We start from the raw sequence: 21,072 nt of genomic DNA on the forward strand, positions 1-21,072 counted from the left end.
GCTTAAATCCCCGCCCCCTGCGAATAACTCTCTTCACCAAAGACGCCGGTAGACAGATAGCGATCGCCGCGATCGCAAATAATCGCCACCACTACCGCCCCCGGGTTTGCCTGCGCCACCCGAATCGCACCCGCTACCGCGCCGCCCGAGCTGACGCCGCAGAAGATACCTTCGCGGACGGCCAGCTCACGCATGGTATTTTCCGCCTCGCGCTGGTGAAGATCCAGCACCTGGTCCACAAGCTGTGCATTAAAAATGCCGGGCATATACTCCGCCGGCCAGCGGCGAATGCCCGGAATGCTGCTCCCCTCTTCCGGCTGCAGGCCAACGATGGTGACGGCTTTCGCCTGCTCGCGCAGAAAACGGGATACGCCGGTAATGGTTCCAGTGGTGCCCATGCTGGAGACAAAATGGGTGATGCGCCCGTCGGTTTGCTGCCAGATTTCCGGGCCGGTGGTGGTGTAGTGCGCGTAAGGGTTGTCCGGGTTGTTAAACTGATCGAGCAGTTTACCTTCGCCGCGCTCGGCCATTTCTAACGCCAGGTCGCGCGCGCCTTCCATCCCTTGCTCTTTGGTCACCAGAATCAGCTCGGCTCCGTAGGCACGCATCGCGGCGCGACGCTCCTGGCTCATGTTGTCCGGCATCAGCAGCTTCATGCGGTAGCCTTTCAGCGCCGCAATCATCGCCAGGGCGATACCGGTGTTGCCGCTGGTGGCTTCGATCAGCACGTCGCCCGGCTTAATCTCGCCGCGCTTTTCGGCCTGGACGATCATCGACAGTGCGGCACGGTCTTTCACCGACCCCGCCGGGTTATTGCCTTCGAGTTTGACCCAGATTTCGCTGCCGTTATCCGGCCCCATGCGCTGAAGTTTGACCAGAGGGGTATTGCCGATGGTGTGTTCGAGTGTATTCACGATTTTTACTCAATAAAAAAGCCGGGTGGCGTTTCGCTTACCCGGCCTACAAGACACAGTTTTAGCTGTAGGCCCGGTCAGCGCAGCGCCACCGGGCGATAAACATCCTAATAACCTATCAGGCTGACTCCGCCAGAGCAATATCCTCGCGCGTCTCGATGCGTTCCTTGCCGTGATAAATACGGGCATGCTGAAGACCGACAAACAGGCGCTCTCCCCGATGCGGAGGGACGTCGTCGCGCATGACCACGGTCAGCGGCTCGGTGTACCAGCCCAGCGGCTGAACCACCAGTTGGGTGTAATGCCCTTTAGGGCTCGCTTCCAGCACCTGTACCGGCAGCGGTGAGTCCAGGCTGGTTCGACGGCTCACGTCCACTTCCCAAGGACGCAGGAACAGATCGACCGGGCCCTGATGCGCGGAGGTATAGCCCAGCGGCCAGCGGTGCGCGCCAACGTGGAACTGACCGCCGCGAATGGTGCCCTGCAGGCGGTTCACCTCGCCCATAAACTCCAGCACGAAGCGGGTCGCCGGTTCACGCCAGAGCTGCTCCGGCTCGTCAACCTGCTCAATGTTGCCCTGGCTCATCACCACCACGCGATCCGCAACTTCCATCGCCTCTTCCTGGTCGTGGGTCACGAAGACGCTGGTGAATTTCAGCTCTTCATGCAGCTGACGCAGCCAGCGGCGCAGCTCTTTACGCACCTGTGCATCCAGCGCGCCGAAGGGTTCGTCCAGCAGCAGAATTTGCGGCTCAACGGCCAGCGCGCGCGCCAGCGCCACGCGCTGTTTCTGCCCGCCGGACAGCTGGGCCGGGAAACGGTCCGCCAGATGCGTCAGCTGCACCATCTCCAGCAGTTTGGTCACTTTCGCCTTAATGGTTGCCGCATCCGGACGCTCACGACGCGGCAGCACGGTCAGGCCAAACGCAATGTTGTCGAACACGGTCATGTGGCGGAACAGCGCGTAATGCTGAAACACAAAGCCCACCTTACGATCGCGGGCGTGCAGGCGGCTCACGTCAGTGCCGTGGAAACGGATGTGCCCGCTGGTCTGGTGCTCAAGCCCGGCGATAATGCGCAGCAGCGTGGTTTTGCCCGAGCCAGACGGCCCCAGCAGCGCCACCATTTGTCCGGAAGGGATATCCAGCGAGATATCATTCAGCACCTGGGTGCGACCAAAAGACTTCTTAATATTGGCAATCTCAATGCTCATGATTTCCCTCCTGATGCTGACGTTTTTCCTGATTTTCTAAACGCCACTGCACCACACTCTTCAAAAACAGGGTCAAAATCGCCATCAGCGTCAGCAACGCTGCGGCAGTAAAGGCGCCGATGGTGTTGTAGTCCTGCTGCAGGAGTTCAATCTGCAGCGGCAGAGACAGGGTTTCACCCCGAATGGAGCCGGAAACAACGGAAACGGCACCGAACTCGCCAATCGCGCGGGCGTTGGTCAGTACCACGCCGTAAAGCAGCGCCCAGCGGATGTTCGGCAGCGTCACGCGGCGGAACATTTGCCAGCCTGAAGCCCCCAGCAGCACCGCCGCTTCGTCTTCGTTGCTCCCCTGGCTTAACATCACCGGCACCAGCTCGCGCACCACAAACGGACAGGTCACGAAGATGGTGACCAGCACCATACCCGGCCAGGCGAACATGATCTGCAGGTTATGCGCATCCAGCCAGCCGCCAAGCGGGCCGTTGGAGCCGTAAAAGAGCAGATACACCAGGCCCGCCACCACCGGCGACACGGCAAACGGAATATCCAGCAGGGTCAGCAGCAGCTGACGTCCCGGGAAATTAAAGCGCGTCACCAGCCACGCCAGCAGGGTACCGAACACCAGGTTCACCGGAACGGTGATCAGGGCAATCAGCACGGTCAGCCAGATGGCGTGCAGCATATCCGGGTTCGCCAGATTTTCCAGCGCGGGCATCAGGCCCTTGCTGAACGCCTGAACGAAGATATAAATCGTCGGCACGACGAGAATGAGGGCGGACACCAGTACGCCCGCCCCAATCAGAAACCATTTACCCCAGTTGATGCGGGGCGCATCGTATCGCTTCAATTGCGTAACTTCCGCCATCAGTGACCTACCACACGTCGACCAAAGCGACTTTGCAGAGTGTTAATCGAGTACAGCAGCAGCAGCGAGGCCGCGAGGATCACCGAAGCAATCGCGCTCGCCGCCGGATAATCAAACTCCTGCAGGCGAATGAAAATCATCAGCGAGGTCACTTCCGTTTTCCAGGCGATGTTCCCGGCGATAAAAATCACCGCGCCGAACTCGCCAAGGCTGCGGGTAAACGACAGCGCGACGCCCGCCATCAGCGCCGGAGACAACTCCGGCAGCACCACCTTGCGGAAGCTCTGCCAGCGCGTGGCGCCCAGCGTTTCCGCCGCTTCTTCGTATTCCGGACCTAACTCTTCCAGCACCGGCTGCACGGTACGCACCACAAACGGGATGCTGGTAAAGGCCATCGCCACCGCGATACCGAGCCAGGTATAGGTCACCTTGATGTCAAATTTCGCCAGCCACTCGCCGTACAGCCCGTTCACGGAGAAAAGCGAGGCGAGGGTTAAGCCGGCGACCGCCGTCGGCAGCGCAAACGGCAGATCCATCAGGGCGTCAAGCAGCGTGCGGCCCGGGAAGCGATAGCGGGTTAAAATCCATGCCATCAGCAGGCCGAACACACCGTTAAAAATGGAGGCGACAAACGCCGACAGCAGCGTCACCTTATAGGCCGCCACCACCTGCGGGTTAGTGACCACGTCCCAATACTCCGCCCAGCTCATCTGCGCAAGCTGCATCACCAGGGCGCTGAGCGGCAACAGCAGGATCAGGCAAACGAACAGCAGGCTGGTCCCGAGGCTTAAGGTAAAGCCCGGCAGCACGCGTTTAGTCGATACTGCAAACATTACTTATGCCCCGCCGCCAGCAGTTTGTCTAACTCACCGCCACTGGCAAAATGCGTTTTCATCACGTCTGGCCAGGAGCCAAAATGATCTTCCACGCGGAACAGCGCGGTCTGCGGGAATTTATCTTTCAGCTTGTTCATCACGTCCGGGTTGTTCACGCGGTAGTAGTAATCGGTAATGATGGTCTGCGCCTGAGGGCTGTACAGGTAATTGAGATAGGCTTTTGCCGCTTTCTCGGTACCGTTTGCCTGCACGTTTTTATCCACCCATGCGACCGGGAATTCGGCCAGAATGTTGGTTTTAGGGATAACCACCTCAAAGCCCTGCGCTTCATACTGTTTGCGAATATTGTTCACTTCCGACTCGAAGCTGATCAGCACATCGCCCAGACCGCGCTCTGCGAAAGTCGTGGTCGCCCCGCGGCCGCCGGTATCAAACACTTCGACGTTTTTCAGGAACTGGGTCATGAACTGCTCGGTTTTGGCTTTATCGTTACCGTCAGCCTTGTCCGCCGCGCCCCACGCCGCTAAATAGGTGTAACGCGCGTTACCGGAGGTTTTTGGGTTCGGGAAAATCAGCTTCACGTCGGAACGCACCAGGTCGCTCCAGTCGTGGATATTCTTCGGATTGCCCTTACGCACCAGGAAACCCATGGTGGAGTAGAACGGCGAGCTGTTGTTCGGCAGACGGCTCTGCCAGTCCGCCGGGATGAGATTGCCTTTGTCATGCAGGATCTGCACGTCGGTGACCTGGTTGTAGGTCACCACATCCGCTTTCAGCCCCTGGAGAATGGCCAGCGCCTGTTTGGACGAACCGGCGTGGGACTGCTTGATGGTCAGCTTATCGCCGTTATTGTCTTTCGCCCACTGCTGTTCGAACGGGGGGTTAAGGGCGGCAAACAGCTCGCGGGAGACGTCATACGAACTGTTCAACAGTTCAGTCGCCTGCGCCTGTGCCACCAGCAGTAAACCTGCCAGCGCCAGAGTTCCTTTTTTCAGTACAGTAACGGCCATTGCGCACCCTTATAAATGTGATGACTATCTTATAGTCATAATATTTATAACGGGGATGAAAGGAGTAACGGTTTTATATACCGTTTGGTGATTTAGAAGCAGAAAAGGGAATAAGGGGCAGGGAAAATTGCCGGGTGGCGCTAACGCTTACCCGGCCTACGTATGGAGAGCGGTTTTACAGCGCCAGCAGACGCTCAACGGACGGCGCGAAGTAGTAGCCGCCGGTCACCGGTTTGGTGAAGCGCAGCATGGCGTCGCGCTTGCCGTCGGTATCGCCGAACATGCTCAGCAACTGCTGTTCAATATTATACAGGCGCGCGCAGTAGGCGCAGAAGTAGAGGCCGTGCGTGCCGCTTGCCGTGCCGTACGGCAGGCTCTGGCGGACAATCTTCAGTCCTTTACCGTCTTCCTTGAGGTCAACGCGGGTCAGGTGCGAGGTGACCGGACGGTCATCACCGTCGATCTCTTCGTTGGCCTCTTTCGTACGGCCAATCATCATCTCCTGGTCGTGCACGCTCATGCGGTTAAGCTGCTTGAGGTTATGCTCCCAGCGCTGCACGAACACGTAGCTGCCGCCCGCGTCCACGCCGTCTTTGATTACCGCGACTTCACGACGCGTCTCTTCCCCTGCCGGGTTTTCCGTTCCGTCGACGAAGCCGCTCAGATCGCGCTCTTCGACCCAGCGGAAACCGTGAACCTCTTCCTGCACCTCAATGCTGTCGCCAAAGGCCGCCACCGCCGCTTGGGCAACGGAGAAGTTCACGTCGTGACGCAGAGAAAGAATGTGGATCAGCACGTCGTACTGGGTCGCCGGAGCCAGGCCTTTGCCGTAAGGGATGAAGTCTTTCAGCTCTTCCGCCCCTTCCCCGCCGCTCAGCTGACGCCAGACGTTATTGCCAAACGCAACGACGGCGCCGAGGTGGGCTTCCGGGAATTTGGCCTGGAAAGTCGCCAGTTTATCAATAAACGCTTTGCTGGCCGCACGCAGGGCATCCACGTCCCCTTTGACATTGGCTTCAATCCAAATCGCCGCGCGGCAATGTTCTGGCAAAATGCCACTCTGAACCTGAGACATCGCTCCTCCTGAAATAAAGATGCCACGTCAGCGTGGCATTGATGGCGGCTATTATACCCGGATTTCAGCGAGGCGGTTTGTTCAGACGCAAATTACTGCTTCCAGAGTATTTTGCTCACCTTCCAGCTCTTCAGCGTGTCGTCAGACGGCATCAACCCTTCCGGACCGCTCCAGGTGCCGGTAAAAACATAGCTGATATGCTGGCTGCCTTCAGCCTTACACTCCACCGCCACTTCATCGTCGGATGGCGCGCTGGAGCAGTTGCCAAAGGCCTGCTTATAAAGATCGCTAAACGGGGTCCCGACCTTCACGCCGTTGGCGGTCGGAATATCTTCATCCATGACGGCAATCCGGTTTACCGTGCCTTTGTCACCGTTGATCACCAGTGCCAGCTTGTCGCCCTTCAGCGCTTCGTAATAGCGCACTATATTGCCATTCTCTGTTTTCATGCCGCTGCGCAGGCGGTAATCGCTGCTGAGCGCATCCTGAATAGCATTCTGATCCAGCGCCGTCGCGGCGGTAATTTTCCCCACGCCCTGCTCGGTCACTTCCGTTGATGAGCCAAACCAGTTCCACGGATACGCGGCGGACCAGTTAATGGAGGAGAGCGTCGAACAGCCGGTCAATGCCAGCGGGAGAGCGCATAAGAGTAAACGCAGCGATTTCATTGAAACGTCCTTACGTGTTAAATCAACGCTTGTTGGAGTGCGACATCGGCAAAAAGTGCCGAATTAATCATCCTGCGGCGCAAAACAGGCGCGAAGGCGCGGGTTGGTCAGCAGCCACAGCAGCGCCACAATATCGGCAACCACCAGCGCAACGCCGATGCCCGTCAGCGGTTCACCGTACCACCAGAGTACCGACTGCCAAAAGAGCAGCGCAATCTGGGCAAGGATCAGCAGCCCGCGAAGCGCGCGCCACAAACGCGGGATCGCATGCCGTCGGCCGCTGCACAAGAAAGCCACCACCGCCGGTACGCCCGGCAGCAAGCCGAGCCAGAAGGCATCGTGATCGGGATAAAAGAGCGTCAGCAGCGTGTCGCCCTGCCCGCGCGACGCGGCGGCCATCACGAACAGCACCCAGGTCCGGGCCTGGAGCAGCAGAACGCACCAGAATAAAAAGGGCAGCCTGACGCGCCCCTGCGCGTCATAGTCTGCCGGATGGATCTCAGTACTCTTCATCTTCGATGAGACGCTTTCCTAAATTCAGCACGTCAGCGTGAACGTAGCCCAGGCGTTCATACATGCCCAGCACCACGTCGTTATCTTCCCGCACCATGATCTGGATTTTCGGACAGCCGCGGGCGATCAGCTTCTTCTCGAGCCGGTTGAGCAGCGCATTGGCGATGCCGCGACCACGGTATTCCGGGTGCACGCCCAGATAATAGGCCGAGCCGCGATGGCCGTCGTAACCGCCCATGACCGTCCCCACGACCTCGCCATTGACTTCCGCGACCAGAAACAGACTGACGTCGTGATTCACCTTACGTTCGATATCCATTTCCGGATCGTTCCACGGACGCAGCAGATCGCAGCGCTCCCAAAGGGTGATCACCTCTTCGAAATCTTCCTGGCGAAAAACGCGTATCTCCATGGTATTAACCGCCTTTTCGGGTTTAAAAACAGTGATTATGGCGCGAACCACGCCTTTAGCCAATAACCGGGGAAAATCTCGCCAAAATTTGGCATAATGTCACTTTGTCACGTATTGAAATGAAAAGTAAAACAATTCTCACTATGGACTGTCGTAACGCTAAACGCGATACGATATAACACCAGGACCCCATTTTTTAGTATTCAGGCCGCATGAGCACATTCAAACCATTAAAAGCACTCACATCGCGTCGTCAGGTTCTCAAAGCGGGGCTGGCGGCCTTAACGTTAACGGGCATCGCAAAGCAGGCTCAGGCGAAAGACGAGAGCACGCTCAAAACCAGTAACGGACACAGCAAACCGAAAACGAAAAAGCCGGGCGCGAAGCGTCTGGTGATGCTCGACCCGGGCCACGGCGGTATTGATACCGGCGCCATCGGCAAAAACGGGTCAAAAGAAAAACACGTCGTGCTGGCGATTGCAAAAAATGTGCGGGCGATTTTACGCAGCAACGGCATTGACGCCCGCCTGACGCGCTCTGGCGACACCTTTATTCCGCTGTATGACCGCGTAGAGATCGCCCACCAGCACGGGGCGGATCTGTTTATGTCGATTCACGCCGACGGCTTTACCAACCCGTCAGCCGCCGGCGCCTCGGTGTTTGCGCTTTCCAACCGCGGCGCCAGTAGCGCCATGGCGAAATACCTCTCCGATCGCGAAAACCGGGCGGATGAAGTCGCCGGGAAGAAAGCCACTGACAAGGACCACCTGCTACAGCAGGTGCTGTTCGACCTCGTGCAGACGGATACGATCAAAAACAGCCTGACGCTCGGCTCGCATATTCTGAAAAAGATTAAGCCGGTGCATCGACTGCACAGTAAAGGCACCGAGCAGGCGGCGTTCGTGGTGCTGAAATCACCGTCCATCCCGTCCGTACTGGTGGAAACCTCGTTCATTACCAACCCGGAAGAGGAGCGACTCCTCGGCACCGCGGCGTTTCGTCAGAAGATTGCCAACGCCATCGCTTCCGGCATTATCAGTTACTTCAACTGGTTCGATAACCAAAAAGCGCACTCCAGGAAACGTTGATGAAACCCAATGCTCAACTGGTCAAAACGTTCCTGCTGCAGCTGCAGGATGAGATTTGCCAGAAACTGGCCGCCGCAGACGGCGGAGAATTTCAGGAAGATACCTGGCAGCGCGAGGCCGGTGGTGGCGGACGCAGCCGCGTGCTGCGTAACGGCGGCATCTTTGAACAGGCCGGGGTGAATTTTTCCCACGTTCATGGCGACGCGATGCCCGCGTCTGCGACGGCACATCGTCCTGAGCTTGCAGGCCGCAGCTTCGAAGCGATGGGCGTCTCGCTGGTGGTGCATCCGCACAACCCGTTTGTGCCGACCAGCCACGCCAACGTGCGCTTTTTCATTGCCGAAAAGCCGGGGGCCGATCCGGTCTGGTGGTTTGGCGGCGGTTTCGACATGACGCCCTACTACGGCTTCGAAGAGGATGCCGTGCACTGGCACACCACCGCGCGGGACCTTTGTCTGCCGTTTGGCGAAGACGTTTACCCGAAATATAAAAAGTGGTGCGACGACTACTTTTACCTGAAGCACCGCGACGAGCAGCGCGGCATCGGCGGGCTGTTCTTTGACGACCTCAACACGCCTGATTTTGATACCGCGTTCAGCTTTATGCGCGCGGTGGGTGAAGGCTATACCGACGCCTATCTGCCCATCGTCGAACGCCGTAAAAACACCGACTACGGCGTACGCGAGCGTGAGTTCCAGCTCTACCGCCGCGGGCGCTACGTGGAGTTCAACCTGGTGTGGGATCGCGGGACGCTGTTCGGCCTGCAGACCGGCGGGCGCACGGAGTCGATTCTGATGTCGATGCCGCCGTTGGTGCGCTGGGAATACTGCTACGAGCCAAAAGAAGGCAGCCCGGAGGCTGCCTTAAAAGAGTTTATTCAGGTTCGGGATTGGGTGTAACTCCCCTCACCCCGGCCCTCTCCCCATAGGGGAGAGGGTGAAAGACGGCTCGGTGCAGTTCCCTCTCCCCTATGGGGAGAGGGTTAGGGTGAGGGGTTTACAGCGGCTGCGTCTGCGCCTCAACCACCGCCAGCGCCACCATATTCACGATACGGCGCACGGAGGCAATCGGCGTTAACACGTGCACCGGTTTTGCCACGCCCATCAGCACCGGTCCTACGGTTACCCCTTCAGAGCTGGAGACGCGCAGCAGGTTATAGCTGATACGCGCCGCTTCCACGTTCGGCATAATCAGGATATTTGCCGATCCCTTCAGCGGGCTGTCCGGCATACGTTCGTTACGGATGCTCTCCACCAGCGCCGCATCGCCGTGCATTTCCCCGTCAATCATCAGCTCTGGCGCGCGCTCGCGCACCAGCGCCAGCGTCTCACGCATTTTGCAGGCCGCCGCCGATTTAGACGAACCAAAGTTAGAGTGCGACAGCAGCGCCACCTTCGGTTCGATACCAAAGCGACGCACGGTCTCAGCGGCCATCACGGTGATCTCCGCCAGCTCGTCCGGGGTGGGATCGTCGTTAACGTAGGTATCGGCAATAAAGGTGTTGCCGCTTGGCAGCAGCAGGGCGTTCATCGCCCCGGCGGTGTGCACGCCGTCGCGATAGCCGAAGATCTCCTGCACCACGCTAAAGTGCTCGTGGTAATCGCCGATGGTGCCGCAGATCAGCGCATCCGCCTCGCCGCGATGGACCATGATCGCGCCGATCACCGTCGTGTTGCTGATGACGGCTTTCTGCGCCTGCTCCTGGGTGATCCCCCGACGTTTCATGATCGCGTAGTATTCGCTCCAGTACTCTTTGAAGCGCGGATCGGATTCGTTGTTAACGATCTCGAAGTCGACGCCCGGCTTAATCTGCAGGCCCAGCTTCTGGATACGCATTTCGATCACGCTCGGACGACCAATCAGAATCGGCTTCGCCAGGCCTAAGGTGATCAGCTCCTGGGTGGCGTGCAGCACGCGCGCCTCTTCCCCTTCCGCCAGCACCACGCGCTTCGCGTCGGCGCGCGCCTGGGAGAAGATCGGCTTCATGAACAGGTTCGTTTTATAAACAAACTCGGTGAGTTTATCGACGTAAGCGTCGAAATCCTCAATCGGACGCGTCGCCACGCCGGAATCCATCGCCGCTTTGGCCACCGCAGGGGCAATTTTGACAATCAGACGCGGGTCGAACGGTTTTGGAATGATGTAGTCCGGGCCAAAGCTCAGATCCTGATCGCCATAGGCTGAGGCAACCACTTCGCTCTGCTCGGCGTGGGCCAGCTCCGCGATGGCGTGCACGGCGGCCAGCTTCATCTCTTCGTTGATTGCCGTCGCGCCGACGTCCAGCGCGCCGCGGAAGATGAACGGGAAGCAGAGCACGTTGTTGACCTGGTTCGGGTAGTCGGAACGCCCGGTACAGATAATGGCGTCTTCACGCACCGCTTTCGCCAGCGGCGGCAGAATTTCCGGTTCCGGGTTGGCCAGGGCCAGGATCATCGGCGCGCGCGCCATCTTCTTCACCATCTCCTGGGTCAGGACCTTCGGACCCGAGCAGCCGAGGAAGATATCCGCGCCGTCGATCACGTCCTCAAGCGTGCGTTTACCGTCGTCCTCTACCGCATACGCCGCTTTGGTTTCCGCCATGTTTGGCTCGCGGTCTTTGTAAATCACGCCCTTGGAGTCGCAGACCACAATGTTGTGTTTCTGCATCCCCAGCGCCACCAGCAGGTTCATACAGGCGATGGCCGCGGCGCCTGCGCCCGACACCACCATGCGCACGTCGGAGAGATTTTTCTCCACCACGCGCAGGCCGTTGAGAATGGCGGCGGTGCTGATAATGGCCGTACCGTGCTGGTCGTCATGGAACACGGGAATGTTCATACGCTCGCGCAGCTTCTGCTCGATATAGAAACATTCCGGCGCTTTAATGTCTTCCAGGTTGATCCCCCCGAAGGTCGGCTCCAGCGCGGCTACCACGTTGATGAATTTGTCAGGATCGAGCTCGTCCACCTCGATATCAAACACGTCGATACCGGCGAATTTCTTGAACAGTACCCCCTTGCCTTCCATCACCGGCTTACCGGCCAGCGCGCCGATGTTACCGAGACCCAGTACCGCCGTGCCGTTAGAGATCACGGCAACAAGGTTGCCACGCGCGGTATATTTGTAGGCCGCCAGCGGATCTTTTTCGATTTCCAGACACGGGGCCGCTACGCCCGGCGAATAGGCCAGCGCCAGATCGCGCTGGGTTGCCAGCGGTTTGGTTGGGGAGACCTGAATTTTGCCCGGGACAGGGAACTCGTGAAAATCGAGGGCACTCTGTTTCAACTGCTCATCCATCTTATTTATCCTTTCACGTATCGGTCAAAAGGGTGACGAAAGCGATCCGGTTGCACACCCTGGTGTGCCGCCTAGTATCGCCTCAGACTGCCTCCTAAACTTTGAAGGCTGCCAAACTCTCACCATCACACATTAAAAATTGTTATCAATTTATAACAGCCATGTTACCCGTCTCAAAAGCAATGCCTCCCCCGTCTGCTATGCTTTTTTGTTAAGTCCATCATGATTTTCCCAGAAGTGTGAACTAACGCACTCATCTAACTCTTTTATTTCCAAGGAGTAATCATTTATGAACCAGCTAGACGGCATCAAACAATTCACCACCGTGGTCGCCGACAGCGGCGATATCGAGTCGATTCGTCACTACCAGCCGGAGGATGCGACCACTAACCCTTCACTACTGCTCAAGGCAGCCGGGCTTGCCCATTTTAGTCATCTGATTGATGACGCCATTGCCTACGGTAAGCAGCGCGGGAAAACGCAGGAGCAGCAGGTCGCCGAAGCCAGCGACAAGCTGGCGGTTAATTTTGGTGCGGAAATTCTTAAAAGCATTCCGGGCCGCGTCTCGACCGAAGTCGACGCCCGCCTGTCGTTCGATAAAGAAAAGAGCATTAATAAAGCGCGTCGTCTGGTGGAACTCTACCAGGAGCAGGGGATCGATAAATCACGCATTCTGATCAAGCTGGCGTCGACCTGGGAAGGCATCCGCGCCGCAGAGGTGCTGGAAAAAGAGGGGATTCACTGCAACCTGACGCTGCTGTTCTCCTTTGCCCAGGCGCGCGCCTGTGCCGAAGCGGGCGTGTTCCTGGTGTCACCGTTTGTAGGCCGTATCTACGACTGGTACCAGGCGAAACAGCCGATGGATCCGTACGTGGTGGATGAGGACCCGGGGGTGAAATCGGTGCGCAATATTTACGACTACTACAAACAGCATCGCTACGAGACCATCGTGATGGGGGCCAGCTTCCGCCGTACCGAGCAGATCCTTGCCCTGGCAGGCTGCGACCGCCTGACCATCTCCCCTAACCTGCTCAAAGAACTACAGGACAAAGAAGAGACGGTGATCCGCAAGCTGGTGCCAACCTCTACCGTTCTGCCAAAACCGAAAGCCATGACCGAAGCGGAGTTCCGCTGGGAGCACAATCAGGACGCCATGGCCGTGGAAAAACTGGCGGAAGGTATCCGTCTGTTTGCCGTCGACCAGCGCAAACTTGAAGATCTTCTCGCTGCCAAACTTTAACCTTGCCACGGAGTGAACTATGTCCCGTAAAGAGCTCGCCAATGCCATCCGCGCCCTCAGCATGGATGCCGTGCAGAAAGCCAATTCCGGCCACCCCGGCGCACCGATGGGCATGGCCGATATTGCCGAAGTGCTGTGGAACGACTTCCTGAAGCACAACCCCAACGATCCCACCTGGTATGACCGTGACCGCTTTATTCTCTCCAACGGCCACGCCTCGATGCTGCTCTACAGCCTGCTACACCTGTCCGGTTACGATCTGCCGCTTGAGGAGCTGAAAAACTTCCGCCAGCTGCACTCCAAAACCCCGGGACACCCGGAGATTGGCTATACGCCGGGCGTGGAGACCACCACCGGGCCGCTCGGTCAGGGGCTGGCAAATGCGGTCGGGCTGGCGATTGCCGAACGTACCCTGGCGGCACAGTTCAACCAGCCGGACCACGAGATTGTCGATCACTACACCTACGTGTTTATGGGTGACGGCTGTCTGATGGAGGGGATCTCCCACGAGGTTTGCTCCCTGGCGGGCACCCTGGGGCTGGGCAAGCTGATCGGGTTCTACGATCACAACGGCATCTCCATCGACGGGGAAACCGAAGGCTGGTTCACTGACGACACGGCAAAACGCTTCGAGGCCTACCACTGGCACGTGGTGCATGAGATCGACGGCCATGATCCTGAGGCGGTGAAAAAAGCGATTCAGGAAGCGCAGAGCGTGAAGGACAAACCGTCCCTGATTATCTGCCGCACGGTTATCGGCTTCGGCTCACCGAACAAGGCGGGCAAAGAAGAGGCGCACGGCGCGGCGCTGGGTGACGAAGAAGTGGCGCTGACCCGCCAGAAGCTGGGCTGGAAATACCCGCCATTTGAAATCCCGAAAGAGATCTACAGAGCCTGGGATGCCCGTGAAGCGGGTGAAAAAGCCCAGCACGCCTGGAACGAGAAGTTTGCCGCCTACAAAAAAGCGCACCCGGATCTGGCCGCCGAGTTTTCCCGCCGCATGAGCGGCGGTCTGCCGGAGGACTGGGACGATAAAACTCAGGCGCTGATTGAAAACCTGCAGTCCAACCCGGCAAAAATCGCCACCCGTAAGGCGTCGCAAAACACCCTGAATGCGATTGGCCCTCTTCTCCCTGAACTGCTGGGCGGCTCGGCGGATCTGGCACCGAGTAACCTGACCATCTGGTCGGGCTCGAAATCGCTGAAAGAGGACATTGCCGGGAACTATATCCACTACGGCGTGCGCGAGTTCGGGATGACCGCGATCGCCAACGGCATCGCTCACCACGGCGGCTTCGTGCCCTACACCGCCACCTTCCTGATGTTCGTCGAGTACGCCCGTAACGCGGCGCGCATGGCAGCGCTGATGAAGGCGCGGCAGATTATGGTCTATACCCACGACTCCATCGGTCTGGGAGAAGACGGCCCCACCCACCAGGCGGTTGAACAGCTGGCGAGCCTGCGCCTGACGCCAAACTTCAGCACCTGGCGTCCCTGCGATCAGGTCGAAGCGGCGGTGGGCTGGAAGCTGGCGGTAGAACGCCATAACGGCCCGACGGCACTGATTCTGTCACGTCAGAACCTGGCGCAGATAGAGCGCACGCCGGAGCAGGTGAAAAACATCGCTCGCGGCGGCTATATCCTGAAAGACAGCGGCGGCAAGCCGGACGTGATCCTGATTGCGACCGGTTCAGAGGTGGAAATCACGGTGAAAGCGGCGGAGAAACTGACCGCCGAGGGCCACGCGGTGCGTGTCGTCTCCCTGCCTTCCACGGATATCTTTGACGCCCAGGACGAGGCGTACCGGGAATCGGTCCTGCCGTCCAGCGTCGCGGCGCGCGTGGCGGTGGAGGCCGGTATTGCCGACTACTGGTACAAGTATGTCGGGCTCAAAGGAGCGATTGTGGGCATGCGGGGCTACGGTGAGTCCGCCCCTGCCGATAAGCTGTTCCCGTACTTCGGCTTTACCGTTGAGAACGTGGTGGAGAAGGCGCTGAGCGTGATCTAATGCGGCCTGCGTTGCCGGGTGGCGCTGTCGCTTACCCGGCCTACGGCTCGGTTTTTTGTAGGCCGGGTAAGGTGAAGCCGCCACCCGGCACATTGCCACAGACCACATGATTCGTAGGCCGGGTAAGGCGAAGCCGCCACCCGGCACATTGCCACAGACCACATGATTCGTAGGCCGGGTAAGGCGAAGCCGCCACCCGGCACATTGCCACAGACCGCAAGATTCGTAGGCCGGGTAAGCGACTGCGCCATCCGGCAAAAAGCTACCGCGTGATCCACAGCGTGGGCCAGGCGTCTGGCCCGTTCCAGTTATCGCAGCTGGGTTCCTCAGCATAACGCACCAAGCGGAAACGCTGGCCGTCAAACCGCCAGCGCGTCTGGAACCCACAGTCGCCCATACCGCGCCCCAGCGAGAGCGTGGTCAGCTCGCGCGTCTTCTCATCAAAGCTGGCGTTCATCAACTCTATTTCGCTGCTGTCGCTTGACGGCGTAAACGGCAGACGCAGCCTGACGCTGCGGGCAGAGAACGGTTTCTTACGTGACACCAGCCACGCCAGATCGACGGTGTTATAGGCCCCCGCCTCGCAGCTGACGATCAGCAGCGCCTTGTCATCGGTTAACGCGGTGACGCGCACTTCCCGGCGGTTAGGATCCAGCGAGCACTGGCTGCTGTTCATCCTGCCGGTGCCATAATCCAGCAGGTCGTTCAGTTCGGCATGGGAAAGCGGTGTTGGGGTAGGATTAACGGTCGCCACCTTTTTCAGGGCGGGTGCGGGCGGTACGCTTAACGGCGGATCGTCACCTTTTCTGATCCACGCGGTTTCACTGCCCACGCGCTTTTGCTGCGCATCAATGAACAGCAGCGCGGCTTTCAGACCGCTCAGAGATATCACCTGCTTACCGCCGCGAAGGGTCAGGGCCTTCCCTTCCTGGATATTTTTCAGAAAGGCGGTGATGGTGGTCGCATCGTCCGTTTTCAGATGCCAGGGCGTGAGCTGCCAGCGCTGTTTGTCCAGCTTCAGGGGAACATTATCCAGCAGCAGTCGGGGGGCAATCTCAGGCTCTTTCACGGAAGGCGTATCAAGCCCGCCGAGATCGATACGCAGCGTGGCATCCGTTTTCGCCCCGGCGCTTCGGGTGAGCGTCATGACCAGACCACGGTGTTCGCCCGTGTTGCGGGCAAGGCAAAAGTTCTGGTTATTGCAGGTCACCTGCCAGTCAGAAAAGGCTTGCTGCGCGGGTGCAGCCCGCACCTGCGGCGCGAGGAGCACACAAAACAGGGAAAATAAAAAGACGCTGTAGCGCATGAATGGCACAATCCCGGAACGAAAACGTGTAACTGGGCAGTATCTTCGTGTTCCCGCCGGGGTTGCTCAATCGGATTTATCAGATATACCCGAAAAACAGGCTATATCCGTTCGAAAGGGGTATTCATCAGCCCGGTAGTCTGTAAATACTGCAGTAATATCACTGCCTTACCATCCCTGATTTCGCCTGAACGCACCATCTCCAGCGCCCGGGCAAAAGGAAGCTCCAGCACTTCGATATCTTCATCTTCTACGCCGCCGCCCCGGTGAGTGCGCTGCGCGTCGCTGTATTCCGCGATGAAGAAATGGACGATTTCCGTCACGCCGCCCGGCGACATAAACAGCTCGAAGACCTTTTTGACCTCGCCCACTTCGAAGCCGGTCTCTTCGACGGCCTCTTTGCGGATGCAGACTTCCGGCTCATCGTCATCGAGCAGGCCCGCGCAGGTTTCAATCAGACGTCCGTCCGGGTTGCCATTGACCCATGTTGCCACCCTGAACTGGCGGATCAGCACCACGCTCTGCTTTTCACGATTATAGAGCAGGATAGTTGCCCCATTGCCGCGGTCGTAGACCTCGCGCCTGTGGCGGATCACTTCACCGTTGTTACGCGTCAGATCGTAGGTGATGTTACGCAGGACAAAGTAGTTTTCAGAGAGAATTTTGTCTTTGATAACGTCTATTTTCAGGGTCATACGGGCTCCACGACACAATGAGTCGTCCTATACTACGCCGTGAATCCCGCTTTGTCGCACGCCGGATTAATGATGCTGTGGCGCATTACCTCCCAGCCAGTCGAGTATCCCTTGCGCGGCATGACGTCCTTCCGCCATCGCGGTCACCACCAGATCCGCGCCGCGTACCGCATCGCCCCCGGCGAAGATCTGCGGATTGGTCGTCTGGTAACGGTAGCGGCTCTCAACCGAGGCCACGATCCGTCCCCAGTCGTCCGTTTCAACCCCCTGCGCCTGCAGCCAGGGCATCGCGTGAGGATTAAAACCAAACGCCATGATGACCGCATCCGCGACCATTACAAACTCGCTGCCCGCCACCGGAACGGGCCGACGCCGTCCCTGCGCATCCGATTCACCGAGCACGGTTCGCAGCATCCGGATACCGTTGACCTTACCGTTCGGATCCAGCGTCAGCTCAACCGGCTGAACGTTAAACTCAAACGCGGCCCCCTCTTCTCTGGCATTCTTCACCTCTTTCTTCGAGCCTGGCATGTTGGCCTCATCCCGACGATAGGCGCAGGTGACGTTTGCCGCCCCGTGGCGTAACGCAGTGCGGACGCAGTCCATCGCGGTGTCGCCTCCGCCCAGCACCACCACGTTCATGCCACGGGTGTCGATGAACGGTTCGCTGGCCGTCGCCTCCAGCCCCATAACATGCCGCGTGTTGCCTACCAGGAAAGGCAGCGCGTCGTAGCCCCCTGGCGCGTCCTCGTTCGGGATACCCGCCTTCATCGAACGATAGGTTCCCACCCCAATAAACAGGGCGTCGTAATCGTGCTTAAGCTGTGACATCGACACGTCCTGGCCCACCTCGCAGTTCAGCTCGAAGCGGATCCCCATCGCGGTAAATATCTCTCTGCGCCGCGCGAGCAGCGATTTGTCGAGCTTAAATGCCGGGATGCCAAAGGTCAGCAAACCGCCGATCTCCGGATGCCGGTCATAGACCGTCACGCTCACGCCGTGGCGCGCCAGCACGTCGGCGCATGCCAGCCCGGCTGGCCCCGCGCCGACAATCGCGACACGTTTACCTGACGGCGTGACGGCGGACATATCCGGCCGCCAGCCCATCGCCAGCGCCCGATCGGCGATATAGCGCTCGATGTTGCCGATGGTCACGGCGCCCGCCGCTTCACGCAGCGTGCAGGCCCCCTCGCATAGCCGGTCCTGCGGACAGACGCGGCCGGTAATTTCGGGTAAACAGTTGGTCTGATGAGAAAGCTCAGCCGCGCCGGTGATATCCCCCGCGTTGAGGCGCTCAATCCACTGCGGAATGTGGTTATGCAGCGGGCAGGTCCATTCGCAAATGCTGTGCTCGCCGCACTTCAGGCAGCGCGACGCCTCGCGGTTGGCCTGTTCGGCCCGGAACGACAGGTAAATTTCGCTAAAATGGCTCACGCGTTCGGCGGCAGCCAGCTTATCGGGCTCGCCGCGGGGCGCCGTCGCCTGCATCTGCTGCAGTTTGGTACGCGGCGCGTCCACGCTGACGGCCTCCGCATCATGCCAGGGTTGCGCCTCCAGGCAGGCCGTGCGCTGTCGGCGCGATTTCGCCAGATTATCCAGCACGGCAGGCGTCGCTAGGGAGAGGACATCTGCGGGGCAATTTTCGATACAGGCCGGGCCGTGTGGACGCGTCAGGCAGAGATCGCATTTATTCGCCGAGGCCTTCACGCTGCCCTTGTCGAGCGGGGTGACGATAATCTCCATCGTGCCAAACGGGCAGGCCACCACGCAGGCCTTACAGCCGATGCATTTTTGTTGATTCACCTGTACGCTGTCATCGCATTTGCTGATGGCGCCGTTCGGGCAGCTTTGCGCGCAAGGTGCATTTTCGCAATGATGGCAGGTCACCGGGCGGCTCTTCTCGCCGGATCTCAGGACCGTGATACGGGGATGAAAATGGCGCTCGCTCAGGACATGCTGCTCATCGTTGTGCGCCATCACGCAGGCCACTTCGCAGGCGCGACACCCAATGCACTGCTGGCTGTTAGCCATAATAAAACGATTCATAACCACACCTGTTTTTGGTTCAATAACCTTTCTCTTTATAAGAGTATGGTATTTACGCATCACGGTGCGATCGGGCAATGTTCAAATGCCCTGAACGCCCAATTATTTCCAGTGAACCTGTGGCAGATCAATTTAATTCAGAGAGCCGTTCTGTGACCGTTAAACGACCCGTTTCCGGAAGCCTTGCCTGGGCTTTCTTTTCGATCATTGCCCTATCCGTGCTCAGCAGCACCGTCGCGCTGCTGACGCTGGCCAGCAGCCAGCGCGATGCCGAAGCCATTAATATCGCCGGTTCGCTACGCATGCAGAGCTATCGTCTGGGCTACGAGATGCAGCGCAACAGTCCTTCCCTTGCGGCACATCGCGAGAGCTGGCAACAGACGCTCGGCGCGCCTGCCCTGCAGAAGCTGAACCGCTGGTACGTCCCGGACAATGTGAAAGCACGCTATCAGCAGCTGCATGTGGCCTGGCAGGAGATGGATGCGCGCATCGCCCACGGCGACAGCGCGTGGTATCAACGCAATATTGAAGATTTTGTCGGCCGCATTGATGCCTTTGTGCTCGCCCTCCAGCACTACACCGAACATAAAATTCAGACGGTCACCCTGCTCTCGCTGGCTGGCGCACTCGGGATCCTGCTGCTGACGCTGTTTACCCTGCGACGCATCCGTCGCCAGGTGGTGCTGCCGCTAAACAACCTGGTGGCGGCCAGCGAACGCATTGAGCGCGGCGAATTTGCCACTCCTGCGCCGGATAGCGCCCTGCCGAACGAGCTGGGGCAGCTTTCGCGCGCCTTTAACCACATGTCGGCCGAGCTTGATACGCTCTACCGTTCGCTCGAAGCCTCGGTTGCGGAAAAGACGCGGCACCTGCACGAAGCCCACCAGCAGCTCGACATGCTGTTCAAGTGCTCGCAGGCGCTCAATACCGGCCAGATAGACAGCCACTGTTTCCGGCATATCCTGCAGATTGTCCATGACTATACGCAGATGAATTATCTGGAACTGCGCACCAGCGACGACTGGCGGCTGTGTGAAGGGACGGAGGCTGAGGGTATCCCTCTGCAAAACCTGCCGGTACTGATGCAGGACACGCTCTACGGCGAGCTGCGCTGGCAAAGCGAGGCGGACAGCGTCCCCCTTCCGCTGATGAGAAGCGTGGCGACCATGCTCGGGCGCGGACTGTACTTTAACCAGGCGCAAAAGCATTACCAGCAGCTGCTGCTGATGGAAGAGCGCGCCACCATTGCCCGCGAGCTGCACGATTCGCTGGCGCAGGTGCTGTCGTATCTGCGCATTCAGCTTGCGTTGCTCAAACGCGCCGTGCCGGAAGAAAATACCCCGGCTCAGACCATTATCACCGACTTCTCCCGTGAGCTGAACAACGCCTGGCAGCAGCTTCGCGAGCTGCTGACTACCTTCCGCCTGACGTTGAACCATGCGAATTTACCCGCGGCGCTGCAGGAGTCCCTCGACGGGCTGCAGAGCCAGACGCAGGCGAAACTGCATCTCGACTGCCGCCTCTCCTCGCTGGCGCTCGACGCGCAAAAGCAGGTGCATTTGCTGCAGATCGTGCGTGAGGCGGTGTTGAACGCCATTAAGCACGCGCAGGCAAGCGAAATCACCGTCAGCTGCGTGACCGCAGTGGACGGTACGCACAGCGTCAGCATTCGCGACAACGGCATCGGGATTGGCGAAGCCAGCGAGCCGCCGGGACATTACGGGCTGAACATTATGCGCGAACGCGCGCAGCGGCTTGGAGGAGTGCTGCACTTTTCACAGCCGCAAAACGGCGGCACGCTGGTCAGCGTGACGTTCCCGGCGCCCACGCCGTTTACGGGTAAATAACGGTAAAGAGGGAAGCGCAGGGAAAAGCGCATGATAATTTACACTATCTCCTTTATTTCT

The 21,072-nt window shown here is 58.9% G+C and carries 18 protein-coding genes; 5 read left to right on the forward strand and 13 right to left on the reverse strand.

Translation table 11 applies throughout. The features are described from left to right. Positions 1-2 precede the first annotated feature (2 nt). From cysM to ACMGGU_RS14975, 9 genes are all read right to left on the reverse strand, one after another. Complete coding sequence (gene cysM, locus ACMGGU_RS14935; RefSeq protein WP_008501606.1) at positions 3-914, reverse strand: cysteine synthase CysM; 912 nt, start codon at positions 912-914, stop codon at positions 3-5. A gap of 118 nt (positions 915-1,032) precedes the next feature. Beyond that, complete coding sequence (gene cysA, locus ACMGGU_RS14940; RefSeq protein WP_335248931.1) at positions 1,033-2,127, reverse strand: sulfate/thiosulfate ABC transporter ATP-binding protein CysA; 1,095 nt, start codon at positions 2,125-2,127, stop codon at positions 1,033-1,035. Further along, positions 2,117-2,992, reverse strand: coding sequence for a sulfate/thiosulfate ABC transporter permease CysW (gene cysW, locus ACMGGU_RS14945; RefSeq protein ID WP_008501608.1), 876 nt, complete (start codon positions 2,990-2,992; stop codon positions 2,117-2,119). The genes cysA and cysW overlap by 11 nt, the downstream gene beginning before the upstream one ends. Continuing rightward, positions 2,992-3,825, reverse strand: coding sequence for a sulfate/thiosulfate ABC transporter permease CysT (gene cysT, locus ACMGGU_RS14950; protein WP_420300690.1), 834 nt, complete (start codon positions 3,823-3,825; stop codon positions 2,992-2,994). The genes cysW and cysT overlap by 1 nt, the downstream gene beginning before the upstream one ends. Beyond that, positions 3,825-4,838 (reverse strand): sulfate ABC transporter substrate-binding protein, encoded by a 1,014-nt coding sequence (locus ACMGGU_RS14955; protein ID WP_271368384.1) that lies wholly within the window; start codon positions 4,836-4,838, stop codon positions 3,825-3,827. The genes cysT and ACMGGU_RS14955 overlap by 1 nt, the downstream gene beginning before the upstream one ends. Positions 4,839-5,013: 175 nt before the next feature. Then, positions 5,014-5,913 carry a Dyp-type peroxidase gene (locus tag ACMGGU_RS14960; protein ID WP_048226164.1) on the reverse strand — a complete coding sequence of 300 codons (900 nt, stop codon included), beginning with the start codon at positions 5,911-5,913 and terminating at the stop codon, positions 5,014-5,016. Positions 5,914-6,005: 92 nt separating this feature from the next. Beyond that, entirely contained in the window at positions 6,006-6,581 is a 576-nt protein-coding gene (locus ACMGGU_RS14965) for an RpoE-regulated lipoprotein (RefSeq protein WP_420300691.1), read from the reverse strand. Positions 6,582-6,644: 63 nt separating this feature from the next. After that, positions 6,645-7,094, reverse strand: a complete 450-nt coding sequence (locus tag ACMGGU_RS14970) for a DUF2919 domain-containing protein (protein ID WP_420300692.1) — start codon at positions 7,092-7,094, stop codon at positions 6,645-6,647. Beyond that, positions 7,081-7,506, reverse strand: a complete 426-nt coding sequence (locus tag ACMGGU_RS14975; RefSeq protein ID WP_008501614.1) for a GNAT family acetyltransferase — start codon at positions 7,504-7,506, stop codon at positions 7,081-7,083. The genes ACMGGU_RS14970 and ACMGGU_RS14975 overlap by 14 nt, the downstream gene beginning before the upstream one ends. A 212-nt stretch (positions 7,507-7,718) precedes the next feature. Between ACMGGU_RS14975 and amiA the strand changes: the two genes are divergently transcribed. Continuing rightward, the gene (gene amiA / locus ACMGGU_RS14980) at positions 7,719-8,594 is read left to right on the forward strand and encodes an N-acetylmuramoyl-L-alanine amidase AmiA (protein ID WP_045325904.1); all 876 of its coding nucleotides are present in this window, start codon (positions 7,719-7,721) and stop codon (positions 8,592-8,594) included. Next, positions 8,594-9,493, forward strand: a complete 900-nt coding sequence (gene hemF, locus ACMGGU_RS14985; RefSeq protein ID WP_045909456.1) for an oxygen-dependent coproporphyrinogen oxidase — start codon at positions 8,594-8,596, stop codon at positions 9,491-9,493. Before amiA ends, hemF begins: the two co-directional genes overlap by 1 nt. 97 nt (positions 9,494-9,590) lie before the next feature. Here hemF and maeB read toward each other — a convergent pair whose 3' ends face one another. Next, complete coding sequence (maeB, locus tag ACMGGU_RS14990) at positions 9,591-11,870, reverse strand: NADP-dependent oxaloacetate-decarboxylating malate dehydrogenase (RefSeq protein ID WP_045406103.1); 2,280 nt, start codon at positions 11,868-11,870, stop codon at positions 9,591-9,593. A 289-nt stretch (positions 11,871-12,159) separates the two neighbouring features. Between maeB and tal the strand changes: the two genes are divergently transcribed. Then, positions 12,160-13,110, forward strand: a complete 951-nt coding sequence (gene tal, locus ACMGGU_RS14995) for a transaldolase (RefSeq protein WP_045909457.1) — start codon at positions 12,160-12,162, stop codon at positions 13,108-13,110. Between the two features lie 19 nt (positions 13,111-13,129). Beyond that, positions 13,130-15,118, forward strand: coding sequence for a transketolase (tkt, locus tag ACMGGU_RS15000; RefSeq protein ID WP_104950387.1), 1,989 nt, complete (start codon positions 13,130-13,132; stop codon positions 15,116-15,118). A 262-nt stretch (positions 15,119-15,380) separates the two neighbouring features. Here the strand turns inward: tkt and ACMGGU_RS15005 are convergent, their stop codons facing one another. The 3 genes from ACMGGU_RS15005 to aegA all read right to left on the reverse strand — a co-directional run bounded on the left by ACMGGU_RS15005 (position 15,381) and on the right by aegA (position 19,165). Further along, entirely contained in the window at positions 15,381-16,424 is a 1,044-nt protein-coding gene (locus ACMGGU_RS15005) for a DUF1176 domain-containing protein (RefSeq protein ID WP_234084915.1), read from the reverse strand. A gap of 101 nt (positions 16,425-16,525) precedes the next feature. Continuing rightward, positions 16,526-17,119, reverse strand: coding sequence for a GDP-mannose pyrophosphatase NudK (nudK, locus tag ACMGGU_RS15010; RefSeq protein WP_048029618.1), 594 nt, complete (start codon positions 17,117-17,119; stop codon positions 16,526-16,528). A 66-nt stretch (positions 17,120-17,185) separates the two neighbouring features. Continuing rightward, positions 17,186-19,165 (reverse strand): formate-dependent uric acid utilization protein AegA, encoded by a 1,980-nt coding sequence (gene aegA, locus ACMGGU_RS15015; RefSeq protein ID WP_420300693.1) that lies wholly within the window; start codon positions 19,163-19,165, stop codon positions 17,186-17,188. 152 nt (positions 19,166-19,317) lie between these two features. Here aegA and narQ point away from each other — a divergent pair, with 152 nt between their 5' ends. After that, positions 19,318-21,012 carry a nitrate/nitrite two-component system sensor histidine kinase NarQ gene (gene narQ / locus ACMGGU_RS15020; RefSeq protein ID WP_420300694.1) on the forward strand — a complete coding sequence of 565 codons (1,695 nt, stop codon included), beginning with the start codon at positions 19,318-19,320 and terminating at the stop codon, positions 21,010-21,012. Positions 21,013-21,072: the final 60 nt, after the last annotated feature.

Source organism: Enterobacter sp. BNK-8 (assembly GCF_048685095.1).
Taxonomy (GTDB): Bacteria; Pseudomonadota; Gammaproteobacteria; order Enterobacterales; family Enterobacteriaceae; genus Enterobacter; species Enterobacter quasiroggenkampii.